The following is a 16,179-nucleotide window of genomic DNA, read 5'->3' as shown; positions in this document are numbered from 1 at the left end:
GCACTGAAACGGTGGTGCGGTTGCATCCCCTCCGCGGAAGGCATCTATTCATTGATGGGTGAAACCAGATCGGTCGGCCCGGTCCATTCAACGCCGTCTTCGTCGAGAACCTTAACTTCATCAGTGGTTGGATAAACGGCAATGACCCGACCGACGCCATAGGAAGTGAGATCGGTTTGAAACTCTACCTCTTCAAAAAAACGCAGTTGCATTCGTGGTTCTCCCTACGGACGCGGGCTTGTAGGTGCAGTGTCATTTACTGTGGCTGGCTGTCGCTCTCGGCCAGAAGCGCATAGTAAAAATGCGAAGCGTGAAATGCTTTAGACAAAAGCAGTGTGAGCACCAGTGCGATACCTACTGCCGGCCAAATGGTATCGCCGTAGACGAATCGGTAGGCTGATTTCCATTCAGTAAACAGGTTCAAGAGAAACAAACCTGTGTTGGTGATGTGAAGCGTCTGAGTAACACGAAAGGCCATGAGCCAGTTTTTGTAGCGTTTCTCTAGCTTTTCTGACAGTAACTGCATTGGTGATTCCTGGAGCAAATCGTTGTCGGTCGAGTGCTAGCTTCAACAGCTAGTCCTGGTTGAGTTTCGGCTGATAAGCGGACAAATAATCTCATCCCTAGCCTCAACCCATACCCAAGACTGCCCCCTGCAAGGGATCAGATATGCGTTCGGAGCTACTGACGTCGGAGCCTCATTGGTTGAGCCGTACGTGTGCGATGAACTGCCGTAATGCGCTGCTAGATGCGCTCCATCGCATCTTCTGCTGCAGTCTGTTTATTACCCCATAATCAGCTCTCGCCTTCAGGGCAAATGATCCCGGAATGAGTGGCCAATAGCCCACTTGCACTTCTTTAAACGCAGGTAGCCTGAGTCGTAACCGGTCGGTTGCGGCCAACTCCAGCCAGGATCGAAATATGTTCACCCAAATCCATACTCTTGCGGTTTCAGCGTTCCTTGTTTTCACTCTGGGCAGTGGATGGGCGTCGGCTGAACCTGCATCGAAAAATCAGTCAGTCGCCGTCGGTGCCCGCGTCGAGGTATCCGAGTTGTACGAGCACACCCATAGAGCGAGTGCTGAATTCGCGCAGAATGAAAATACAAAGATCGAAAATGAGACGGCGAGCAGGCCACAAGACATTTCGCGTATTGAGCTGGAACCTGGCATTTATCATCTGGAAACCAAACACTCAAATGATCTCCGCGGCGAGCAGGATTTGGTGCTCGTTGTTGGCGCCGGCGCCGGCGCCGTAAAGGTTTATGAGATCAGGTCGATTTCCCCGATCGTTGTAGCCCGCGAGGTCGAGGCGGTCCCGGCGAATGTCGAACGCCGGCTGCAGGTGAATACCAAGCAAGCCCAGCAGCCTACGTACCGATTCTGAGTGAGACGTTGAGAGATTTTTTCGATGAAACCAACTCGAGCAAAACGTCAGTTGTCACCTGGCCAGGGCGATCTGTTCGGTCTTGACCAGATCTTCAGCATTTACCAGACAACCCCGGATGCCGCTATCAGTAATGCCGAGCTTTACAAGCGTGTTTCGCAGAAAACCGGTGTGCCTCTTTCTGTGATTGATGAGCGCGTGCCAGTTGGCAAGAGTGGTGAAAAACATAGCGTTGCCCGACGGGCAATTCGGTTCAGGCAACAGGATCTTAAGCAACAAGGGATTCTGGAAAGGGTCAAGGGTGAACGTGGTGTATGGCGGCTGACTCAGGCGGCGAAGCGCGACCTCCATGCTGCAAAATCAGGGGTAAAGCTTCTGGGATTTCGTACCGATTTGGGCATAGCGGTATGGGGGCCATCAGGCGATATTTTCAAGAAATTACACGTGCCGGTAACGCTCGTGTATTCGTCTCCTCCGTATGCTTTGCGTCGGCCGCGGGCCTATGGAAACCCTGACGAAAGGGAAATTGTTGACTTCATTTGCGACACGCTGGAGCCTGTCATCGAAGCGATGGCAGAGGACGCGTCCCTAGTTCTGAACGTGAGCAACGACGTATTTCATGCAAACTCTCCTGCGCGCTCGACCTACGTTGAGCGATTGACACTGGAGATCTGCGATCGCTTCAATCCAATGTGGCTGATGGATCGTTATGGGAAAACCCATCAAAGATGCCTGGCCCCATGCAATGGTGCAGTCGTACGCGCCAGCAGCTTCAGGTCTCTTGGGAGCCGTTGCTGTGGTTCGCGCGAAATCCATTGAAGGTGAAATCCGATAACCGTCGCGTTCTCGAACCTCACTCGGAGCGCCATTTGAAGTTAATGCAGGCTGGCGGTGAGAACCGGGAAACCAATTACGGAGATGGCGCCTACCGCCTCAAGGTCGGCAGCTTTGGTACGCCGACACCTGGCCGTATTCCAAACAACATCATCACCAGGGGCCACCGTTGTGCTCATGGCTCCCGGTACCGCAAAGCAGCAATCGAGCTTGGGTTACCAACTCATGGTGCAGGTCAGCCGTACAGCGTGCCGGAGTTTCTGATCAAGTTTCTGACAGAGGAGGGAGATTTGGTCGTCGATCCGTTTTCTGGTCGGGGAATGACGTCGCTGGCTGCGGAGCTTAATAACCGTGCGTGGATGTCGGGGGAGATCAATCTTGAGTACATTCGCTCCGGCGCGGAGCTTTTTCGAGGCCGGCCGGGGTTCTGGCTCAACCCCCAGATCGAGCGTGCATTTAGAGCCGGCCGGGAAGAGTGTTGAAGATCGCCACTCTCTTGCATCTGGTCGAGTTATGCAAAAATGAATCTCCAGTTCGGGTAACAGGCCAGGCATGCAGTGAATGGCCAGACTGATTTCTGAGGAGCGTTAAAATGGATGTTTTGAATCAGATCAAGGACGCGGGTTTGGAGTTGCTGAATGGCCATAGCCGTGCAGTTGCTGCGTTGACTGTTGGTCACTCAGTGACGGCCATAGATACCGAGGGCCGAACTCTCGAAATCACCATGAAGGATGGTCGCGTCGTTGCAAACGCTGTTGCACCCTCTGATTGTGGCCAGCGGTCGGGGATTCTGGTTAGGAAAATACCAGCAACCGTTTTAACTAAAAATCCAGCAAACCCGCGCGCCTCGGCAGATCGCTAAAATGAATGACGCCACGGTGTGCCCGCAAGCCATTGCTCTATCGCCTGGTGAGCAGGGTTTATTTAACTCGATCATCGAGCATATTTATCCTGAGCCCAAAGCGGGTACCTCACTTCCCATTGAGCGAGGCGAGTCACGCGCCGCTAAGGGGCTGGAGCGTAAAGGCCTGGTCGTGATTAATCACGATGCCTCCGGCTCCCAGCTTATGACATTTACCGCCTTAGGCGGGGCGACGTATGACCAGTATCGGCGACTGCACTCACCGAATTGATCCATTGGTCCAATTCCCGACATTCAAAGTTCCCCGGCTACGCAAGTACGACAAGGCCGCTTTGATGGCTCGCGAACTTTGTTCCTCCACTTTCTATCCGTTATCGATGAGCTCCCAATGCGCAACACAGTAAAAGTTTTGTCTCTCATGATCTGCGGCTTTGCCGCGGGCTGCAGCTCTGAACCATCGACTAACCCTCTGGACTCGCCGGCGTACGTCGCGGCACTTGAAAAACAGAAGCACGCTGTTGAAACGGTCAAGGTTTACCAGGTTGTACCACCGAACTCCCTTGCCGTGAGAGCGGTAATGAGCGCCACATGCGGCAGCGATAGTGTGCTCACCGGCGCCGATGAAAATTACGTCCTCACAGGACTGAAGGTTAAGGCTTTCAGCAGCGGTGCCGATGGAATAGCAGAGGTGGTTATCAAGCAGCTTCCGGATCCGGGGCGGCACTGTGACGGGAATGTTGCTTTAGGCGGCACCGCAAAGGCATTCACCGTACAGCGCTAAGCGTTCAAATTTCCGCCGTTGCGTAAAATCAGGAAATTCAAATGTTCAATTTCATAATCTCCATCACTTGGCAGGTGCTTGTTTTTTGGGTCGCCACAAAGATTGGTTTTTCGATGCAGGTTATCGATAGCGCGACTGTGTTTGTGAAACAAACAGAGATTTGCCAGTACCTCCAAATTCCTGTGCAGGAGGGCCACTGTCGTGTTGTGGGTCGAGTTGAGGGAAATTTAGGTGGCACCTGGACCGTTACACCAAGGCCAGAGCTGCCAGTGACCTTTGAGCTACCTCCTGGTGAATGGCCCCTGATGTACAACTCAGATGATTGGCACATGGTTGGAGGAACCCCAGCTGTAGCAGGGTTGACCGTTGTGGCCATCTTCTTCGCCGGCATTGGTGTCTGGGGGAGCTTTTGGGTGAAACGTCGACAGCTTCGACGAAGTAATACGGATGTGCAGCAGGAAGGGGCATAGGGGCGCCAAGATTCGTCTCGGCAGATCTCTGATATCAAATCAAAAACTGGTCAATTTCTTAGCCTCACGGACCTGAGAATAACCACAAATCAAGGAATTTAAATGACATCGTCATCGGTTGCTTCTGATAAAAAACGTCCTGCGGATGCTAAACAGCTTTTTGTATGGTTCGCTGCGTTTATTGTCCTCATTCTCGTGTCAGTGTGGGGGTTGTGTATCGGAGTGCAGTGGAACTGGACGATCGCGGCGGTGCTGGCTTGCACCTGCGCGGGGCTACTGGTTATTGCACTCCCGATTGAAGATTGGCAGAAGTCAGTTATCGGCGTAGTTCTGGCAGGTATTGGCTATTTTGTGGGTCTTCCCGGAATGCTCAATCCTGTTGATGATGTTCAGATCACACCCTTTGCAGTTGGCGTTGGTGGCAAGGAAATTACTGTCTCGGTAGGAAAGGGCGATTGCCGATTTCAACCGAAGGGAAACATCCTCACTTGTAACGCCCAGGTCCGTCCTGCCGAGTAAGCGCCACCCTTCTCCAGGCGCACCACGCCAAGTTCGTTAAAGCCCAAGAACAGTTAGGGCGCGGCACTCGCGCCCTCGCCAAAAGGAACGTCAAATGCCTCTCAAAGCATTGCAGGCCATGTGGCCTATTGAATTGCCTCGTCTGAGTGATCGCGTCCAGACTAGCTGGTTCAGCCAGCTTAATCACATTCATGGAGAAAAAACCGAAGGCGGCGTGCGTGACGCAGTCCTTCTGGCCCAAGGCTTTGTTGTTGCGTTGCTCGAGGCGGAGCTTATCGAGGAGCCGGGTGCGCATTTGCTGGGAACCACGCTGCTTCGCGTTCAGAACGATGCTATTGCCCGCTTGCATGCGGCCAACATTGTTGGACAGACCGCTACTGAGGTGTTTTTAAACAAGGCGCAACCATCGCTTTCCGACCAGTTCACCATTATCCGCGGTGGGCTTGAAGGCAATCGTAAAGCGACATTGCAAGAGGTCCACGATTTTCTAGACGCATGTGGCCTAAGCCCGGAGTCTGCCCAATGGGAAGGCGCCATGGCCGGTGTACCAATTGAAGTTGATGGAACTACCATCCGATTTGTCCGGATGACGTAGGGTGAGCCATACGCCCGTTTGGCGCCGTCCGGTATTTCAGGTGGATATGGCCCTTAGAAAACCACTCAAAGGCAACCGGCATGGTTAGGGGCGCTGTAAAGCAAGTCGGTAAGGGGCTGGGCAGCATAGTCTTGGCAGTGGGGAGTGCAGTATTTGCAGCATACGCCCAGAAGCATTTCCCAGGCTGGGCCTTCGCCCTTGCTCTTCTCATAATAGTCAGTGCTTCGATACCCATGGTGCTCTTCTTCAACCTTTTCACGGGCAGAAGTGAGTCTGGGTTTAGCTACAAATTTCAGAAGCATGATGACGAGTGGGACGATCTGTTCAGTCCGTGGCATCGAAATGATGACGACTCCCGGCATGATTGAGACGGCTACAAGCTAGGTTTCCAAGCCCACCCACCCCTCTTTCGAACGAGTGATACGGTATGTCGAAATACGCGGCCAGCAACAGCGTATGAAACCGGCATTTGGTGGGCGGGAGCTTGGTAGTGGGGTGGGTTAAGCGGTTAGCTCAACAAGCGGTATGCGATTCATGTGCATGGTGTAACCCGTGCGGTGTTCCAGGTCCACGTACTGTTTAAACAGGTCAGGACGCTCAACGCGACCATTTCGTAAATCTGCCTTGGAAGCCATTATGCAAAACACGCAGCTCAGCCGGTCATTTCCTAAGGCATACGCGTAGTGCGGCTCCTGGCCAGCTTCCGCAATGGCATCAAAAACCTCGGTCGCTTTCATGTCGTGTATCGGCAGCCATTCAAACCACGTATGCACGGAATTGCTTATACCCATGCGGCTGAACGCTGCGCGTTTGGCCCGGCCAGGCGACTCCTGAGCACGCAGCCCTAGGCAGTTCACGATGGTCTTGAATCCGTTAGCTTTGGCGTAGCGCCGTACTTCACGCTGGATTGGGCCTCGCTTCAAGTCACTGGTGCATTGGCGGGTTGCGGCTGATGGCCAACTTGGAACTTCGGGGCGACTCTCAAACCGGCGCTCAACCATTTCAAGTAGCGTCTTGGCAGCCTTGGCCACGATAAAAGGCAGCTCAGCGCCGGCGGCTTGATCACGCGCCAACTCCATGGCTCCAGGCCACTCCATTGCACCAAGCGAAGCGTGAACTACGAGCAGCTGTGGCGCTGGAACGCGCTCCAGTAGGCGGATCAGTTGAACCTGTGAATCCTTGCCGCCTGAGTGGTTCGCCACAAACAGTGCACCGGCCTCAATCAGCTGGTCGACTTCATCTTCCCAGAAAGCTCGAGTACCCACTTCCTCGCCGAACAACATAGGTAATTGAACACTCATGGATTTTACTTCCTGGTTGCGAAGCGGCGGTTGAAGCGCTCAATCACTCGGTCTGCATAGCGACGATCGCGGTAGAAACGAACTGGCCCGTCTGGTTCAATCAATGCTGTCTGGGGAGCCATAGCGCTGATTTGACATTCGGTGAATTGAACGCTCACCGCGTACCCACGCTTAACGTTGTGACCCTCTAGATACAGCTTCATGACGAGTTCCTAGATTGAGAAGTGATGCCTGCAATCACTAGTGCAGTGGGAGTCGCCAATTGAATCGCGACGTTCAAAACGATCTTCTCATCAGTCAAGAAAACGCAAGGTCGGAGACAGACCCTTGATGGTGCTTGCATTCTGAATCGCTATGAAAAAATCCCCGTGGACATGGCAGCTCGCCGGTCCTGAAATTAGGCGACTACGGGGAAAACATGCGCCAGACAATGACTTTCAAGGAAGTGCTGGAGAAATATCGCCAGTTGCTCCAAGCCAATCCCGGCAAGGCCCTGATAATCGCTGATGGGAACGCCGCGGTCATGGAGGGAGGGGAGGTGTACGGCGCCCCGCTTAAGCTCGACGGTACTCTTGAATTCGATTCGCTCTACGACTTTGATGGCAATGCCTTCCTCGCCGACGAAGGGCGATGGGATGGTGAGTCATTTGAGCAGCTGCAGGCGCGGATTCTCTTCCCTACGTTCATTTCCATCGAATCGATCACGGAGTAGACCTTGGGCACATTCACCGGCACCATCATCATGACCTTAAGGCCTGCTCGGCGTCCTGGCGATCAACTCGGCGACTGCGAGGAGTGCGGTGGCGCAATGAAAGAGACTTTTATCGCGCAGTCCAGGCGCGTGTATAAGCGCGATAACGGTGAGTTGTATACCGGCGCTTACCTCGGTGGCGTATACGGTCATGAAAGCTGCTTGGAGCGCTTCGGGCCGTTCTCAAAAATACCCTCATGATTGAAGGATCTAACCTTGAAGAGAAGAGAAGTTGAGCGGCGCGTGCAGGAATCCATCCAGGAGCTTCTGGATGACGAGCTGAGCGTCAATCACACATTCCGATACACGCCGTCTTATGCAGATGATCGGCATCGCATGAAGCTGGAGCTCAATGCGCGGGAGAAGGATGTCGAGGAGGGGCGCAGGCCCCAGTCAATTTTGGTGTTGAGAATAGTGTTCCTCCACGACCTCAGGGAAATTCAAATACCGAATATCTTCATGCCTGACTGCATGAAACGTTCGCGGTTGGGGAAGCGGACTATCAAAGCGATCCACGACGTTGGTGCATCGTTCGATTACGAGCTTTTTATCACTGACCTCACACAGTCATTCTTTGATCGCTTGCTGAAGCGAGGTGCAGTTCAGATGAATGAGTCGTGCGTTCAGATCACAGCCGCAACCGACTTAACCAGCGATGTGGGTAGTCCCATACATGTTTTCGACGAAAGTCAGGAAATAACCACCGTTTCGATCTTTGACTTTTTGAAGGACAAGTAACCCATCGCGATACGGCGTTTCCCATCGCTGTTACCTGGTACCGCAAGGATGCCGAACAGGGATTTGCCACTGCCCATTCCAACCTTGGACTGTGCTACGAAACTGGCGCGGGACTACGCCGTGGAAAGCTGATATTTAGGGTTAAGTAGAGGGGCTGGCATTTCGGCTCCGCATTTACGAAGGATTGAGCTGATGCGATACGCAAACGTTCATGGCGTTAGGGCCGAGGCGCAGCCTAAGGTTCGCGGCGTCTGCCGTTCGTGTGGGGGGGAAGTAATCTCAAAATGTGGAGCACACGTGGTCTGGCACTGGTCTCACCGGTCTCTTACAAACTGTGATCACTGGTGGGAAGCCGAAACGGAATGGCACCGGCGTTGGAAGGATCGTTTTCACGAAAGCTGGCAAGAAGTGATCCTAAGAGATGAGCTTTCGGGCGAGAAGCACATAGCCGACGTTCGTACTGGTCACGGAGTAGTAGTTGAGTTTCAGCGATCGACTATTGAGCCCGCGGAGGTCGCCGCTCGCGAGCGGTTTTATCAGCGGATGGTGTGGGTTATCGACGGCTCGAAAAATGAATTCGACTGTGTGAATTTTTCGAACTCTCGAAGCGGGGTGAATGAGAATGCCATGGCGCGGTTCAGATGGTCCGGTAGGAGCAAGCTGTTTCAAAGATGGCATTCGACGAAGCCAGTATTTATCGATTTTGGTGAGGATCATGGGTTCTGGAGAATCTGCAGATTCGACCCAAAATCAAAAGAGGGGGTTGCACTGCTGGTAGACCGCGACATGTTCGCGGCAGCTTTGATCGGCGCCGAAACGGATTTCAGTAGTGGTGGTGGGCCGGCCTCCACTTTTTGAGTTAAGGGGGGGCATTACATCTGAAAGGACCTCTCGTCTCTTAAATTTGTGAGAGGATACCTAAGGAAAAGAAATTTTTGTCTAGTCTCCAGATTCACCGGGGTCATACAAAAAAATGTTTGCTTAGCGTGCGTATTGAGATTTTGCTGATATGGTTTCCGTTAAGAAAACAATTCTTTCTCTTCCAGCAGTTGGGAGAGGGTAAAGCAAAGAAAGGTTTACCTTATGCGAATTCAACGATTAAGCGACGAAGCGATTGCCGATCAGCTGGGTAATGCTATTCGAGAGCGTCGCCTGCGTAAGGATATCAAGCAGGACGATTTGGCCGAGGCTGTTGGTGTAAGTACCCCCACCATACAGAAGCTTGAGAAAGGGAAGGGGACTATCCAGGTCCTCATCGCCGTCCTTCGAGAGCTGAACTGCTTGGAGCTTCTGATGAACCTACTAGCGGCCCCACGAGTAAGCCCGCTGGCGGTTGCCAAAACCGGGAAAACAACGAGAGTTCGAGCGGTCGGCGCGTCGCAAGTCAAATCAAGAACCATCGCGACCAAAGTCAACGGTGGCGTAACGACAGGTAAGTTGGAAGGACAGACCCCTAACTTACTGATACCAAGGAGAAGCCGTGGCTAAGGTTGCTGAAGTTTGGATGTGGGAAACCCGCGTTGGCGTAGTGCTCTGGGACGAAAACCAAATCCCTGCCACAGGCACATTCGAGTTCGATCCCGAGTTTTGTGAAATCGGGTTGGAGATTGCCCCGCTGACGATGCGGGCTGAGCCTGATGAAGTCTATGCTTACCCAGGCCTCAACCCTGTAGCATTCAAGGGACTTCCCCCATGTCTGTCCGATTCTCTTCCCGATGCTTTCGGTAACGCTGTCATTGACGCGTGGCTAGCACAAAAGGGCCGCGATCCTCGTTCATTTTCACCTGTAGAACGTCTGTTGTATGTGGGGCAACGGGGAATGGGGGCACTGGAGTTTCGGCCGGCGCTGGACCGGGCAATCGACAAGGTCGAACAGCTGCAATTGGAGTCGCTTGTCGACCTCGCCGGGCGGATCCTTGAAGAGCGCCAAACGCAGTTCGATGATCTTCATTTGGAAATTAAATCTGAAGAAGAGGATCAAGCCCTCAAGCATTTGTTTCAGGTAGGTTCTTCCGCTGGTGGGCAGCGTCCGAAAGCAATCATAGCGATCAATGAAGAAACTGGAGCCATATGCTCTGGGCAAATTGAAGCGCCCGAGGGGTACACCTACTGGCTGTTCAAATTCGACGTCTCCAACGGGGCAAGCACGTTAGGGGATCCTGCAGGATTCGGACGTGTTGAATACGCCTACCACCTGATGACGCTGGCAGCCGGCGTAAAGATGACTGAGTGTCGTCTCCACATAGAAGGCCCTCGCGCCCATTTCATGACGAAACGGTTTGATCGTCTAGATGACGGAGACAAGGTTCATATTCAGACGCTATGTGCGATGGACAGTGCTGATTACACGCTGCCTGGTGCATACAGCTACGAGCAAGCTTTACAGGTCTGCAGAGATTTGGGTCTACCCCGAGAAGATCAAGTAGAGCTGTTCCGGCGTGCAGTTTTTAACATCGTGGCACGCAACCAGGACGATCACACAAAAAACATTGGGTTTCAGCTTTGGAGAGATGGTGTGTGGAGGCTCACTCCGGCATATGACATGTGCTGGTCCTACAGGCCCGACTCTCCTTGGGTATCGCAACATCAAATGTCTCTGAACGGGAAGCGAGACAACTTTGAGCTTAAGGATCTACTCGCCGTCGCGAAGCTGATTACAAACCTGGATGGCCGAAAGGTGGTTAAGGAGGTTGTTGAGGCAGTCCGTCGCTGGCGCGAATTCGCCGATGTCGCCGGTATGACGGATGACAATCTGATCGAACAGATAGAATCGACTCACCGTCTTTACCTTGGCGAAGGACTATAGAAGTCACACAGACCCGGTACGCCGGGTTATTCACCCACTCCTGCTCCGACACTCTTCCGTGGCAGAGGAAATGTGCCGCTCTCCTGGATCGTAAACAAATGCGGTCAAGAGAGGGCGCCATGACACTCCGAAAAGGTTTTTCCGGAGCCGCAAGGACAATCCGCCGATCCATCCTCCACAATGGTCGGAAGTACTCCCTCAAGTCGACATACGTATCGCACCTTGCAGTTATGGATGATCTTCAGTTGCTCCTGAATTTCCTCGCGTTGTCTTCTGGTGAATCCGGCCGAATAGGGCATTAGCCTGGCCATCTCCGCATCAGCGGCATCAAACTCTTCGCAATATGCCAAGAACACGGCGTATTGGCTCCTGACGCCGATAGCTTGATCTACCATGCCGTGCTCAGCCAGTAAGGGTAGGAGTAGTCTCTCGATCACTTGCTTTGCTTCATCGAAACGGCCTCGTGCCGACATGTCGTCAGCTAAGTCTTGGCCCACTCGAATCTGTGAGTCGATAGCGCCAACCATTTCATACAAATTCAAGGCGCTAAACCTGTAAATCAATTGATCCGGTTCCAGATCGGTACAGAGCTTTGCGCGCAGCTCTAACGCATCAGCGAGGCGTTTGATGTTGTCGCCAGCATGGCGGTGCCCGGAGGTTCGCTCCCAGATCTGCTCTGGAGGGAGGGCGGCAATATCCGGGAGGTTGAAGCCCAACACTGCGAAATATTCCTCAATGACTGGCTCCAGCATTTGAAGCGAGTCCTCGAGGTTGCCCAGCTGACAAAATGAGGTTGCGGCGTTGTACTGAAGGACTCGCCGTTGAATTGGCTTGTCAGGGAGCAGATCTCTCACCTGGGAAAGGGCTTCATGGGCCAAGTCAGCACGACCAAACTGAGCATGATGCAGCATCAGCTTCATGTAGTAAGTCGCTTGGATTTCACTATCTAGAGCGTAATCTTCGATTAGTCGGCGCATCTGATCGAAGCGCTCAGTCAGCTTATCGTGTCGTCCGTTTTTTACATCGGAGAAAATCAAGCCATCTAGTGCCCAAAATCGCTGGGTAGGTTCTACCTGAGGTGAGATCGCGATTTGGTCCAGGTACGACATAAACTCCATGCTGGGCCCCATCTCGTGAAATAACTCTTCTCCAGCAAAGCCTATGATGGCTTCCACATCCTCCAACTGAAGCAAGACTGAAATTAGGGTAGCTAAACGCGATGGATTGCGTCGAACAGCCAGGTACCTAAACAACATGGTCCTGAGATGTTGCAAAGCATCCTGTGTGACTGCTCGGGCAAGCGTATGCAAATGTCTACGGCCTAAGAGTCTCAGTGAGTCATGTATCTTCAGCTGATCGGCATCAATAGCTTGGACGATCCCCTGAGCACGCAACAATCTAAGCAGTACCAACGATTGCTGGTTGGTCATGCCGACGCTTGCTTGCAGCAGATTGCAGACCTCACCTTTGGTCATCCCCACGTCTACCAGACTCCAAACAGATAGCGCGTTGCGTGAAGGATCTGAAAGTGAGTTGAATACCTTCGAGAGGATGATCTCTTGAGCTGTCTCGGCGACGTTGCTTTGTTCTGACACCTCTAAGCAAAGCTTCGCAAGGTCACCTCTGTAATGCGTCTTGGAGAGCCTGAGGGCGCTTTGTACATAGAGGGGTAAACCAGCCGTCAGCGCGTTGAGGTTTTTGAACGTGCCGGCGCTACCCTGAACGCCAAGGTGCTGAGCCTCTGCAGCGATCGAATCAACATCCCACCCCAAGAGGGTTTCTTGAGTTAACCCAAGTAAAGCGGCTATCTCATGCATGGTTGGGCCGGGATGGGAGAGCAGGACTAGTTTCAAATTCCTGGTACTTTCTATCAAAGTGCGAAGACTTTCCGAAGGCACACGGTGAGCGTTATCCAACACCACCAAAGCCGGTATGTTGTGACGACCAATGTACTCATCTAGCACCTGTAGGGATTCGTTTCCTGTACTGCCTAAGGCAAGCACCTTTCTGATTTCAGGACTCTCAGCATCTAGCACAAGTGGCGCAAGCTCTCGGACGAGTGAAGAGGCAATTGCAGGTCCGGGCAGATCCCCTACATCGTAGTAGGCACAAGTGCTTGTGGAGTGCATGGCCGACTCTGAAGCCCAAGATGTTTTCCCGGAGCCCGAAAAGGCACAGATGATTCTGACCCTTTCAGGTTGGTCTAATGACGGCTCATTTCGTTGCGGGCGATACACTGCTGGTGGGGCAGGAAACGCCTGCATTTTAACTATCAGCTGCTCGAACAAAGCCTTCAGATCATCGCTTTTGAAGGTATGGTTCAAATAGGGTGTTGAGCCGCTGGACGCCAGTTGCACGCAACCTGCCAGCTTCCACACAAGTGATTCGGGCGAGATTAAGGAGTAGGGTAATTTTGCTGCGAGTTGGGCGCACCACTCAGCTGCTTGATCAATGCCGCTCCATGCTGGAGGTAATGCCGGCATTACGTGAGCATCAAAGCCAGGCCAAATGAAATTCACATCCTCAGACATTTGGCCGGAGTTGATAGCTTGAAGCAGCACGGGGCCAGGGGGTTGGTTCATCACAACGAAAAACTGGGCTTTACCACGCCTAAGGCCGCATTCATGGTCTGTGCGCAACGTATCGAAGCGCTCAAGTGCTCCAACAATGTCACTTGGTATGATCGGTTTGATCCGCGTCTTAACCTGGATGTACGTCCGCCCCGCATGCTGAAGCTCGATATCTTCGTCGCGCTCCACAGAAACAGAGGTGACCTCGTACTTTTCTGCAAGCAGAAGGCAGCCAACGGCGTATAGGTGCTGATAGAGGAAGCCCCGATGGACAGCCTCAATTCGCGTAGTCTGCCTCGGGTCAAGGGCAGCAGGCTGGTCATCGATCAAATCCGTTTGAGGTGACATGGCATTTTCCTAGATGGCGGCAGACATTAAGAACGAGCCGCACTCAACTCGGCCAGCGCTTCACCCAGTGAGCCCAATCCCGCTGCGGGCAACGTTTTGAGCAAAGCTTGGGTTACCGCCACAGCAGCCTGGGCTCCCTGGCCTGCGAGCTTACGGCCCTCATGTTCATGTAAGGCTGATTGAGGCAATCCCATGTACGCCGCTTGGGTTCGTACAAAGGCTTCCAGGCTGTCGAGGAGCATCGGGTCGAGAGTGACGGTAAGGGGGGGATTGCTCATGTTCAGACTCCTTTGCAGGTGGGCGATTTGCCAAGACCGAAACAACACTTGTGGCGGTTCAATGTCTGAACATGATTCTGGCTGGATCGGGCTGGGGTTGCCAGTTTCCATCACCAGGATATACTCCGGCCATCGCCCTATGGCACCACTCAAAAGTTTCTTTCAGATCGGATGTTCCGGCCTGTTTGAATGGCAGTAATTCTGCCACCAAAGCTGCTCCAGCAGCACCTCACTAACCCTTGCGGGATGCCATTCCGCTTGGGGTAGCTCCGCAGGTTTCACACAGGAGCTACACCATGCTTACTCCAGACCAAAAATTCACCGCAATGCGTGGCGACGTGGAACTGACTGCCGAAGTCAGCCCATGCTGTTTTATGTACGGCAGTGGTTTACAAATCACGGTTTACTTGCCTGATCGCGGTAGAACGTACGTCCTGAAAAAAGAGATTCCGATCAAAGATGCTACAGAAGAGGATTGCCATGCTCTTCTGGAAACGGTCGGAGTTGTGCCGTGCAAAAATTGCCAAAAACCTGCGTTTGATCCGGCTACATGCGGTACCACTCGTGATGGTGAATGCGAAACGTGCTTTCTCGACAAGGCCATGGCCAAGTTCAACAAGTCGGAAAAGGATTTTCAGGAAAAGCTGGTCAAGGATGATGCTAAGCACAAAGCAAAGGGTTTCACTCATCGCGTAATGGCCTGGGTACACCCTGCTAGCGGCGATGATTACCAGATGATCATTTGGATGGTGAATCCGTCTGATGCGGACATCGTCGCTCAGTTGAAGAAGAAGAAAAGCACGGTTACAAACGACTACAAGTTGATTGTTCTCTAAACCGTACTGACCCCAACCCAAAGCAATTCACTTAACCCACGCGGGTGCTATCCCGCTTGGGGGTAGCTCCGCGAATTTACACAGGAGCTACACCATGCTTACTCCAGCCCATAAATTCACCGCAATGCGTGGCGACGTAGAGCTGACTGCCGAAGTCAGTCCGTGCTGCTTCATGTACGGTAGTCCTTTGCAGATAACGGTGCGTTTGCCGAACGGTGGTGGTGACACCATCGTCCAGAACAAGGATATAGCGATCAAGGACGCTACAGAGGATGACTGCAAGTCCCTTCTGGAGACCGTCCAGGTAATGCCTTGTAAAACCTGTCAGAAGCCGGCGTTTGACCCGTCATCCTGCCGCACGAATCGCGACGGTGAGTGCGAGCATTGCTTCATGAAAAAACTGAATGAAGAGTTCGACGGTTTTGAGAAGAAATATCAGGCAAAACTGAAGAAGGATGATGCGAAGTACAAGGCTAAGGGGTGCACTCATCGCGTTACGACTTGGGTACACCCTACCAGGGGAGATGACTATCAACTCATTATGTGGATGACAAATCCTACGGCTGAGGAAATCGTCGCTCAGTTGAAGAAGAAAAGGGGAGCGGATACAACCGGTTACCAGCTGGTTGCGCTCTAAACGCCCTATTCAAGCGACCTCCTTTTAGGCGGTCGCTCTTCATCTGAGGTGCTTCTGATGTCTTTATTGCTAAACCTGTCCGCGGCCACAATCGGCAAGGGCGCAAAACTGTTCCACGTCAGCTTGTTGGCCAATGGTTGGGATTCCGCCACCCTCTGGACAGTCGCTGCGGATGATCTGGACGCAGCATATGATTTTGCTATGTCCGAATACCCCGACCTGGATCGGTCCGATTTCGATGAAGGCCGTGACGGCTACGAGATCGGCACGTTCGTCTAATGGTCACACTCTAGCTTGGCGTCTGCGGGGCTAGATTCACGTTCATTTGATTGAGGGCGGCCAGCGGTCGCCCTTTTTCATTTGTGACGTCCACTCCAAGCTCAAGATCGGATGAGATCGGTACCCCTAACTGGGCCAGAAGCGATCCTTCAAGATCGCCCAGGCAGGTGATCATGTTTTCAAGCTTT

At 52.8% G+C, this 16,179-nt stretch carries 23 protein-coding genes; 18 read left to right on the top strand and 5 right to left on the bottom strand.

Translation table 11 applies throughout. The features are described from left to right. Positions 1–44: 44 nt before the first annotated feature. Positions 45–212, bottom strand: coding sequence for a hypothetical protein (locus tag FFS64_RS31335; protein ID WP_158004322.1), 168 nt, complete (start codon positions 210–212; stop codon positions 45–47). A 44-nt stretch (positions 213–256) separates the two neighbouring features. Continuing rightward, positions 257–526 (bottom strand): hypothetical protein, encoded by a 270-nt coding sequence (locus FFS64_RS22960; RefSeq protein WP_057977995.1) that lies wholly within the window; start codon positions 524–526, stop codon positions 257–259. A 395-nt stretch (positions 527–921) separates the two neighbouring features. Between FFS64_RS22960 and FFS64_RS22955 the strand changes: the two genes are divergently transcribed. The 9 genes from FFS64_RS22955 to FFS64_RS22920 all read left to right on the top strand — a co-directional run bounded on the left by FFS64_RS22955 (position 922) and on the right by FFS64_RS22920 (position 5,447). Next, positions 922–1,386, top strand: coding sequence for a hypothetical protein (locus FFS64_RS22955; protein ID WP_057977994.1), 465 nt, complete (start codon positions 922–924; stop codon positions 1,384–1,386). Between the two features lie 24 nt (positions 1,387–1,410). Beyond that, complete coding sequence (locus FFS64_RS31470; protein WP_206542460.1) at positions 1,411–2,205, top strand: winged helix-turn-helix domain-containing protein; 795 nt, start codon at positions 1,411–1,413, stop codon at positions 2,203–2,205. Then, a complete protein-coding gene (locus FFS64_RS31465) occupies positions 2,115–2,702 on the top strand; it encodes a DNA methyltransferase (protein ID WP_305955749.1) in 588 nt (195 codons plus the stop codon). Before FFS64_RS31470 ends, FFS64_RS31465 begins: the two co-directional genes overlap by 91 nt. Positions 2,703–2,812: 110 nt before the next feature. Further along, entirely contained in the window at positions 2,813–3,082 is a 270-nt protein-coding gene (locus FFS64_RS22945) for a hypothetical protein (RefSeq protein WP_057977992.1), read from the top strand. 1 nt (position 3,083) lies between these two features. Next, a complete protein-coding gene (locus FFS64_RS22940) occupies positions 3,084–3,353 on the top strand; it encodes a hypothetical protein (RefSeq protein ID WP_057977990.1) in 270 nt (89 codons plus the stop codon). Between the two features lie 117 nt (positions 3,354–3,470). Then, positions 3,471–3,863, top strand: coding sequence for a hypothetical protein (locus tag FFS64_RS22935; protein WP_010466293.1), 393 nt, complete (start codon positions 3,471–3,473; stop codon positions 3,861–3,863). 41 nt (positions 3,864–3,904) lie between these two features. Next, complete coding sequence (locus FFS64_RS22930; RefSeq protein ID WP_010466291.1) at positions 3,905–4,333, top strand: hypothetical protein; 429 nt, start codon at positions 3,905–3,907, stop codon at positions 4,331–4,333. Positions 4,334–4,435: 102 nt separating this feature from the next. Next, positions 4,436–4,852: a hypothetical protein gene (locus FFS64_RS22925; RefSeq protein ID WP_010466289.1), complete on the top strand. Its 417-nt coding sequence runs from the start codon at positions 4,436–4,438 to the stop codon at positions 4,850–4,852. Between the two features lie 94 nt (positions 4,853–4,946). Next, the gene (locus tag FFS64_RS22920; protein ID WP_057977988.1) at positions 4,947–5,447 is read left to right on the top strand and encodes a hypothetical protein; all 501 of its coding nucleotides are present in this window, start codon (positions 4,947–4,949) and stop codon (positions 5,445–5,447) included. A gap of 500 nt (positions 5,448–5,947) precedes the next feature. Here FFS64_RS22920 and FFS64_RS22910 read toward each other — a convergent pair whose 3' ends face one another. After that, the gene (locus FFS64_RS22910; RefSeq protein ID WP_082631590.1) at positions 5,948–6,748 is read right to left on the bottom strand and encodes a phosphoadenosine phosphosulfate reductase family protein; all 801 of its coding nucleotides are present in this window, start codon (positions 6,746–6,748) and stop codon (positions 5,948–5,950) included. A 418-nt stretch (positions 6,749–7,166) separates the two neighbouring features. On the opposite strand from FFS64_RS22910, the gene FFS64_RS22905 reads away from it, so the two are divergent. From FFS64_RS22905 to FFS64_RS22880, 6 genes are all read left to right on the top strand, one after another. Then, positions 7,167–7,460: a hypothetical protein gene (locus tag FFS64_RS22905; RefSeq protein WP_125919903.1), complete on the top strand. Its 294-nt coding sequence runs from the start codon at positions 7,167–7,169 to the stop codon at positions 7,458–7,460. A 3-nt stretch (positions 7,461–7,463) separates the two neighbouring features. Beyond that, positions 7,464–7,700 carry a hypothetical protein gene (locus FFS64_RS22900; RefSeq protein WP_057977979.1) on the top strand — a complete coding sequence of 79 codons (237 nt, stop codon included), beginning with the start codon at positions 7,464–7,466 and terminating at the stop codon, positions 7,698–7,700. Positions 7,701–7,715: 15 nt separating this feature from the next. Then, entirely contained in the window at positions 7,716–8,237 is a 522-nt protein-coding gene (locus FFS64_RS22895) for a hypothetical protein (protein WP_125919902.1), read from the top strand. A gap of 192 nt (positions 8,238–8,429) precedes the next feature. Next, positions 8,430–9,095 carry a competence protein CoiA gene (locus FFS64_RS22890; protein ID WP_057977975.1) on the top strand — a complete coding sequence of 222 codons (666 nt, stop codon included), beginning with the start codon at positions 8,430–8,432 and terminating at the stop codon, positions 9,093–9,095. A gap of 225 nt (positions 9,096–9,320) precedes the next feature. Continuing rightward, complete coding sequence (locus tag FFS64_RS22885) at positions 9,321–9,725, top strand: helix-turn-helix transcriptional regulator (RefSeq protein ID WP_010466280.1); 405 nt, start codon at positions 9,321–9,323, stop codon at positions 9,723–9,725. Beyond that, positions 9,718–11,043 carry a type II toxin-antitoxin system HipA family toxin gene (locus FFS64_RS22880; RefSeq protein ID WP_082631589.1) on the top strand — a complete coding sequence of 442 codons (1,326 nt, stop codon included), beginning with the start codon at positions 9,718–9,720 and terminating at the stop codon, positions 11,041–11,043. The genes FFS64_RS22885 and FFS64_RS22880 overlap by 8 nt, the downstream gene beginning before the upstream one ends. Before the next feature lie 104 nt (positions 11,044–11,147). Here the strand turns inward: FFS64_RS22880 and FFS64_RS22875 are convergent, their stop codons facing one another. Together FFS64_RS22875 and FFS64_RS22870 are read right to left on the bottom strand one after the other, a co-directional pair. Continuing rightward, complete coding sequence (locus FFS64_RS22875; protein ID WP_057977973.1) at positions 11,148–13,961, bottom strand: SEC-C metal-binding domain-containing protein; 2,814 nt, start codon at positions 13,959–13,961, stop codon at positions 11,148–11,150. Between the two features lie 26 nt (positions 13,962–13,987). Then, complete coding sequence (locus tag FFS64_RS22870) at positions 13,988–14,239, bottom strand: hypothetical protein (RefSeq protein WP_057977971.1); 252 nt, start codon at positions 14,237–14,239, stop codon at positions 13,988–13,990. Positions 14,240–14,535: 296 nt separating this feature from the next. Between FFS64_RS22870 and FFS64_RS22865 the strand changes: the two genes are divergently transcribed. From FFS64_RS22865 to FFS64_RS22855, 3 genes are all read left to right on the top strand, one after another. After that, positions 14,536–15,075 (top strand): hypothetical protein, encoded by a 540-nt coding sequence (locus FFS64_RS22865; RefSeq protein WP_057977969.1) that lies wholly within the window; start codon positions 14,536–14,538, stop codon positions 15,073–15,075. Between the two features lie 94 nt (positions 15,076–15,169). Next, a complete protein-coding gene (locus FFS64_RS22860; RefSeq protein WP_137807263.1) occupies positions 15,170–15,712 on the top strand; it encodes a hypothetical protein in 543 nt (180 codons plus the stop codon). A 57-nt stretch (positions 15,713–15,769) separates the two neighbouring features. Beyond that, positions 15,770–15,991, top strand: coding sequence for a hypothetical protein (locus tag FFS64_RS22855; RefSeq protein WP_010466270.1), 222 nt, complete (start codon positions 15,770–15,772; stop codon positions 15,989–15,991). The last annotated feature ends 188 nt before the right edge of the window (positions 15,992–16,179 follow it).

Source organism: Pseudomonas sp. G(2018) (assembly GCF_005502415.1).
GTDB lineage: Bacteria > Pseudomonadota > Gammaproteobacteria > Pseudomonadales > Pseudomonadaceae > Aquipseudomonas.
Note: the sequence above shows the minus strand (reverse complement) of the source record. Positions and strands in the feature narration are given on the sequence as shown.

What these genes read in the sequence shown, in the direction of transcription:
- FFS64_RS31335 (WP_158004322.1), bottom strand. Translation starts at nt 212, where the DNA reads ATGCAACTGCGTTTTTTTGAAGAGGTAGAGTTTCAAACCGATCTCACT.
- FFS64_RS22960 (WP_057977995.1), bottom strand. Translation starts at nt 526, where the DNA reads ATGCAGTTACTGTCAGAAAAGCTAGAGAAACGCTACAAAAACTGGCTC.
- FFS64_RS22955 (WP_057977994.1), top strand. Translation starts at nt 922, where the DNA reads ATGTTCACCCAAATCCATACTCTTGCGGTTTCAGCGTTCCTTGTTTTC.
- FFS64_RS31470 (WP_206542460.1), top strand. Translation starts at nt 1,411, where the DNA reads ATGAAACCAACTCGAGCAAAACGTCAGTTGTCACCTGGCCAGGGCGAT.
- FFS64_RS31465 (WP_305955749.1), top strand. Translation starts at nt 2,115, where the DNA reads ATGCCTGGCCCCATGCAATGGTGCAGTCGTACGCGCCAGCAGCTTCAG.
- FFS64_RS22945 (WP_057977992.1), top strand. Translation starts at nt 2,813, where the DNA reads ATGGATGTTTTGAATCAGATCAAGGACGCGGGTTTGGAGTTGCTGAAT.
- FFS64_RS22940 (WP_057977990.1), top strand. Translation starts at nt 3,084, where the DNA reads ATGAATGACGCCACGGTGTGCCCGCAAGCCATTGCTCTATCGCCTGGT.
- FFS64_RS22935 (WP_010466293.1), top strand. Translation starts at nt 3,471, where the DNA reads ATGCGCAACACAGTAAAAGTTTTGTCTCTCATGATCTGCGGCTTTGCC.
- FFS64_RS22930 (WP_010466291.1), top strand. Translation starts at nt 3,905, where the DNA reads ATGTTCAATTTCATAATCTCCATCACTTGGCAGGTGCTTGTTTTTTGG.
- FFS64_RS22925 (WP_010466289.1), top strand. Translation starts at nt 4,436, where the DNA reads ATGACATCGTCATCGGTTGCTTCTGATAAAAAACGTCCTGCGGATGCT.
- FFS64_RS22920 (WP_057977988.1), top strand. Translation starts at nt 4,947, where the DNA reads ATGCCTCTCAAAGCATTGCAGGCCATGTGGCCTATTGAATTGCCTCGT.
- FFS64_RS22910 (WP_082631590.1), bottom strand. Translation starts at nt 6,748, where the DNA reads ATGAGTGTTCAATTACCTATGTTGTTCGGCGAGGAAGTGGGTACTCGA.
- FFS64_RS22905 (WP_125919903.1), top strand. Translation starts at nt 7,167, where the DNA reads ATGCGCCAGACAATGACTTTCAAGGAAGTGCTGGAGAAATATCGCCAG.
- FFS64_RS22890 (WP_057977975.1), top strand. Translation starts at nt 8,430, where the DNA reads ATGCGATACGCAAACGTTCATGGCGTTAGGGCCGAGGCGCAGCCTAAG.
- FFS64_RS22885 (WP_010466280.1), top strand. Translation starts at nt 9,321, where the DNA reads ATGCGAATTCAACGATTAAGCGACGAAGCGATTGCCGATCAGCTGGGT.
- FFS64_RS22875 (WP_057977973.1), bottom strand. Translation starts at nt 13,961, where the DNA reads ATGTCACCTCAAACGGATTTGATCGATGACCAGCCTGCTGCCCTTGAC.
- FFS64_RS22870 (WP_057977971.1), bottom strand. Translation starts at nt 14,239, where the DNA reads ATGAGCAATCCCCCCCTTACCGTCACTCTCGACCCGATGCTCCTCGAC.
- FFS64_RS22865 (WP_057977969.1), top strand. Translation starts at nt 14,536, where the DNA reads ATGCTTACTCCAGACCAAAAATTCACCGCAATGCGTGGCGACGTGGAA.
- FFS64_RS22860 (WP_137807263.1), top strand. Translation starts at nt 15,170, where the DNA reads ATGCTTACTCCAGCCCATAAATTCACCGCAATGCGTGGCGACGTAGAG.
- FFS64_RS22855 (WP_010466270.1), top strand. Translation starts at nt 15,770, where the DNA reads ATGTCTTTATTGCTAAACCTGTCCGCGGCCACAATCGGCAAGGGCGCA.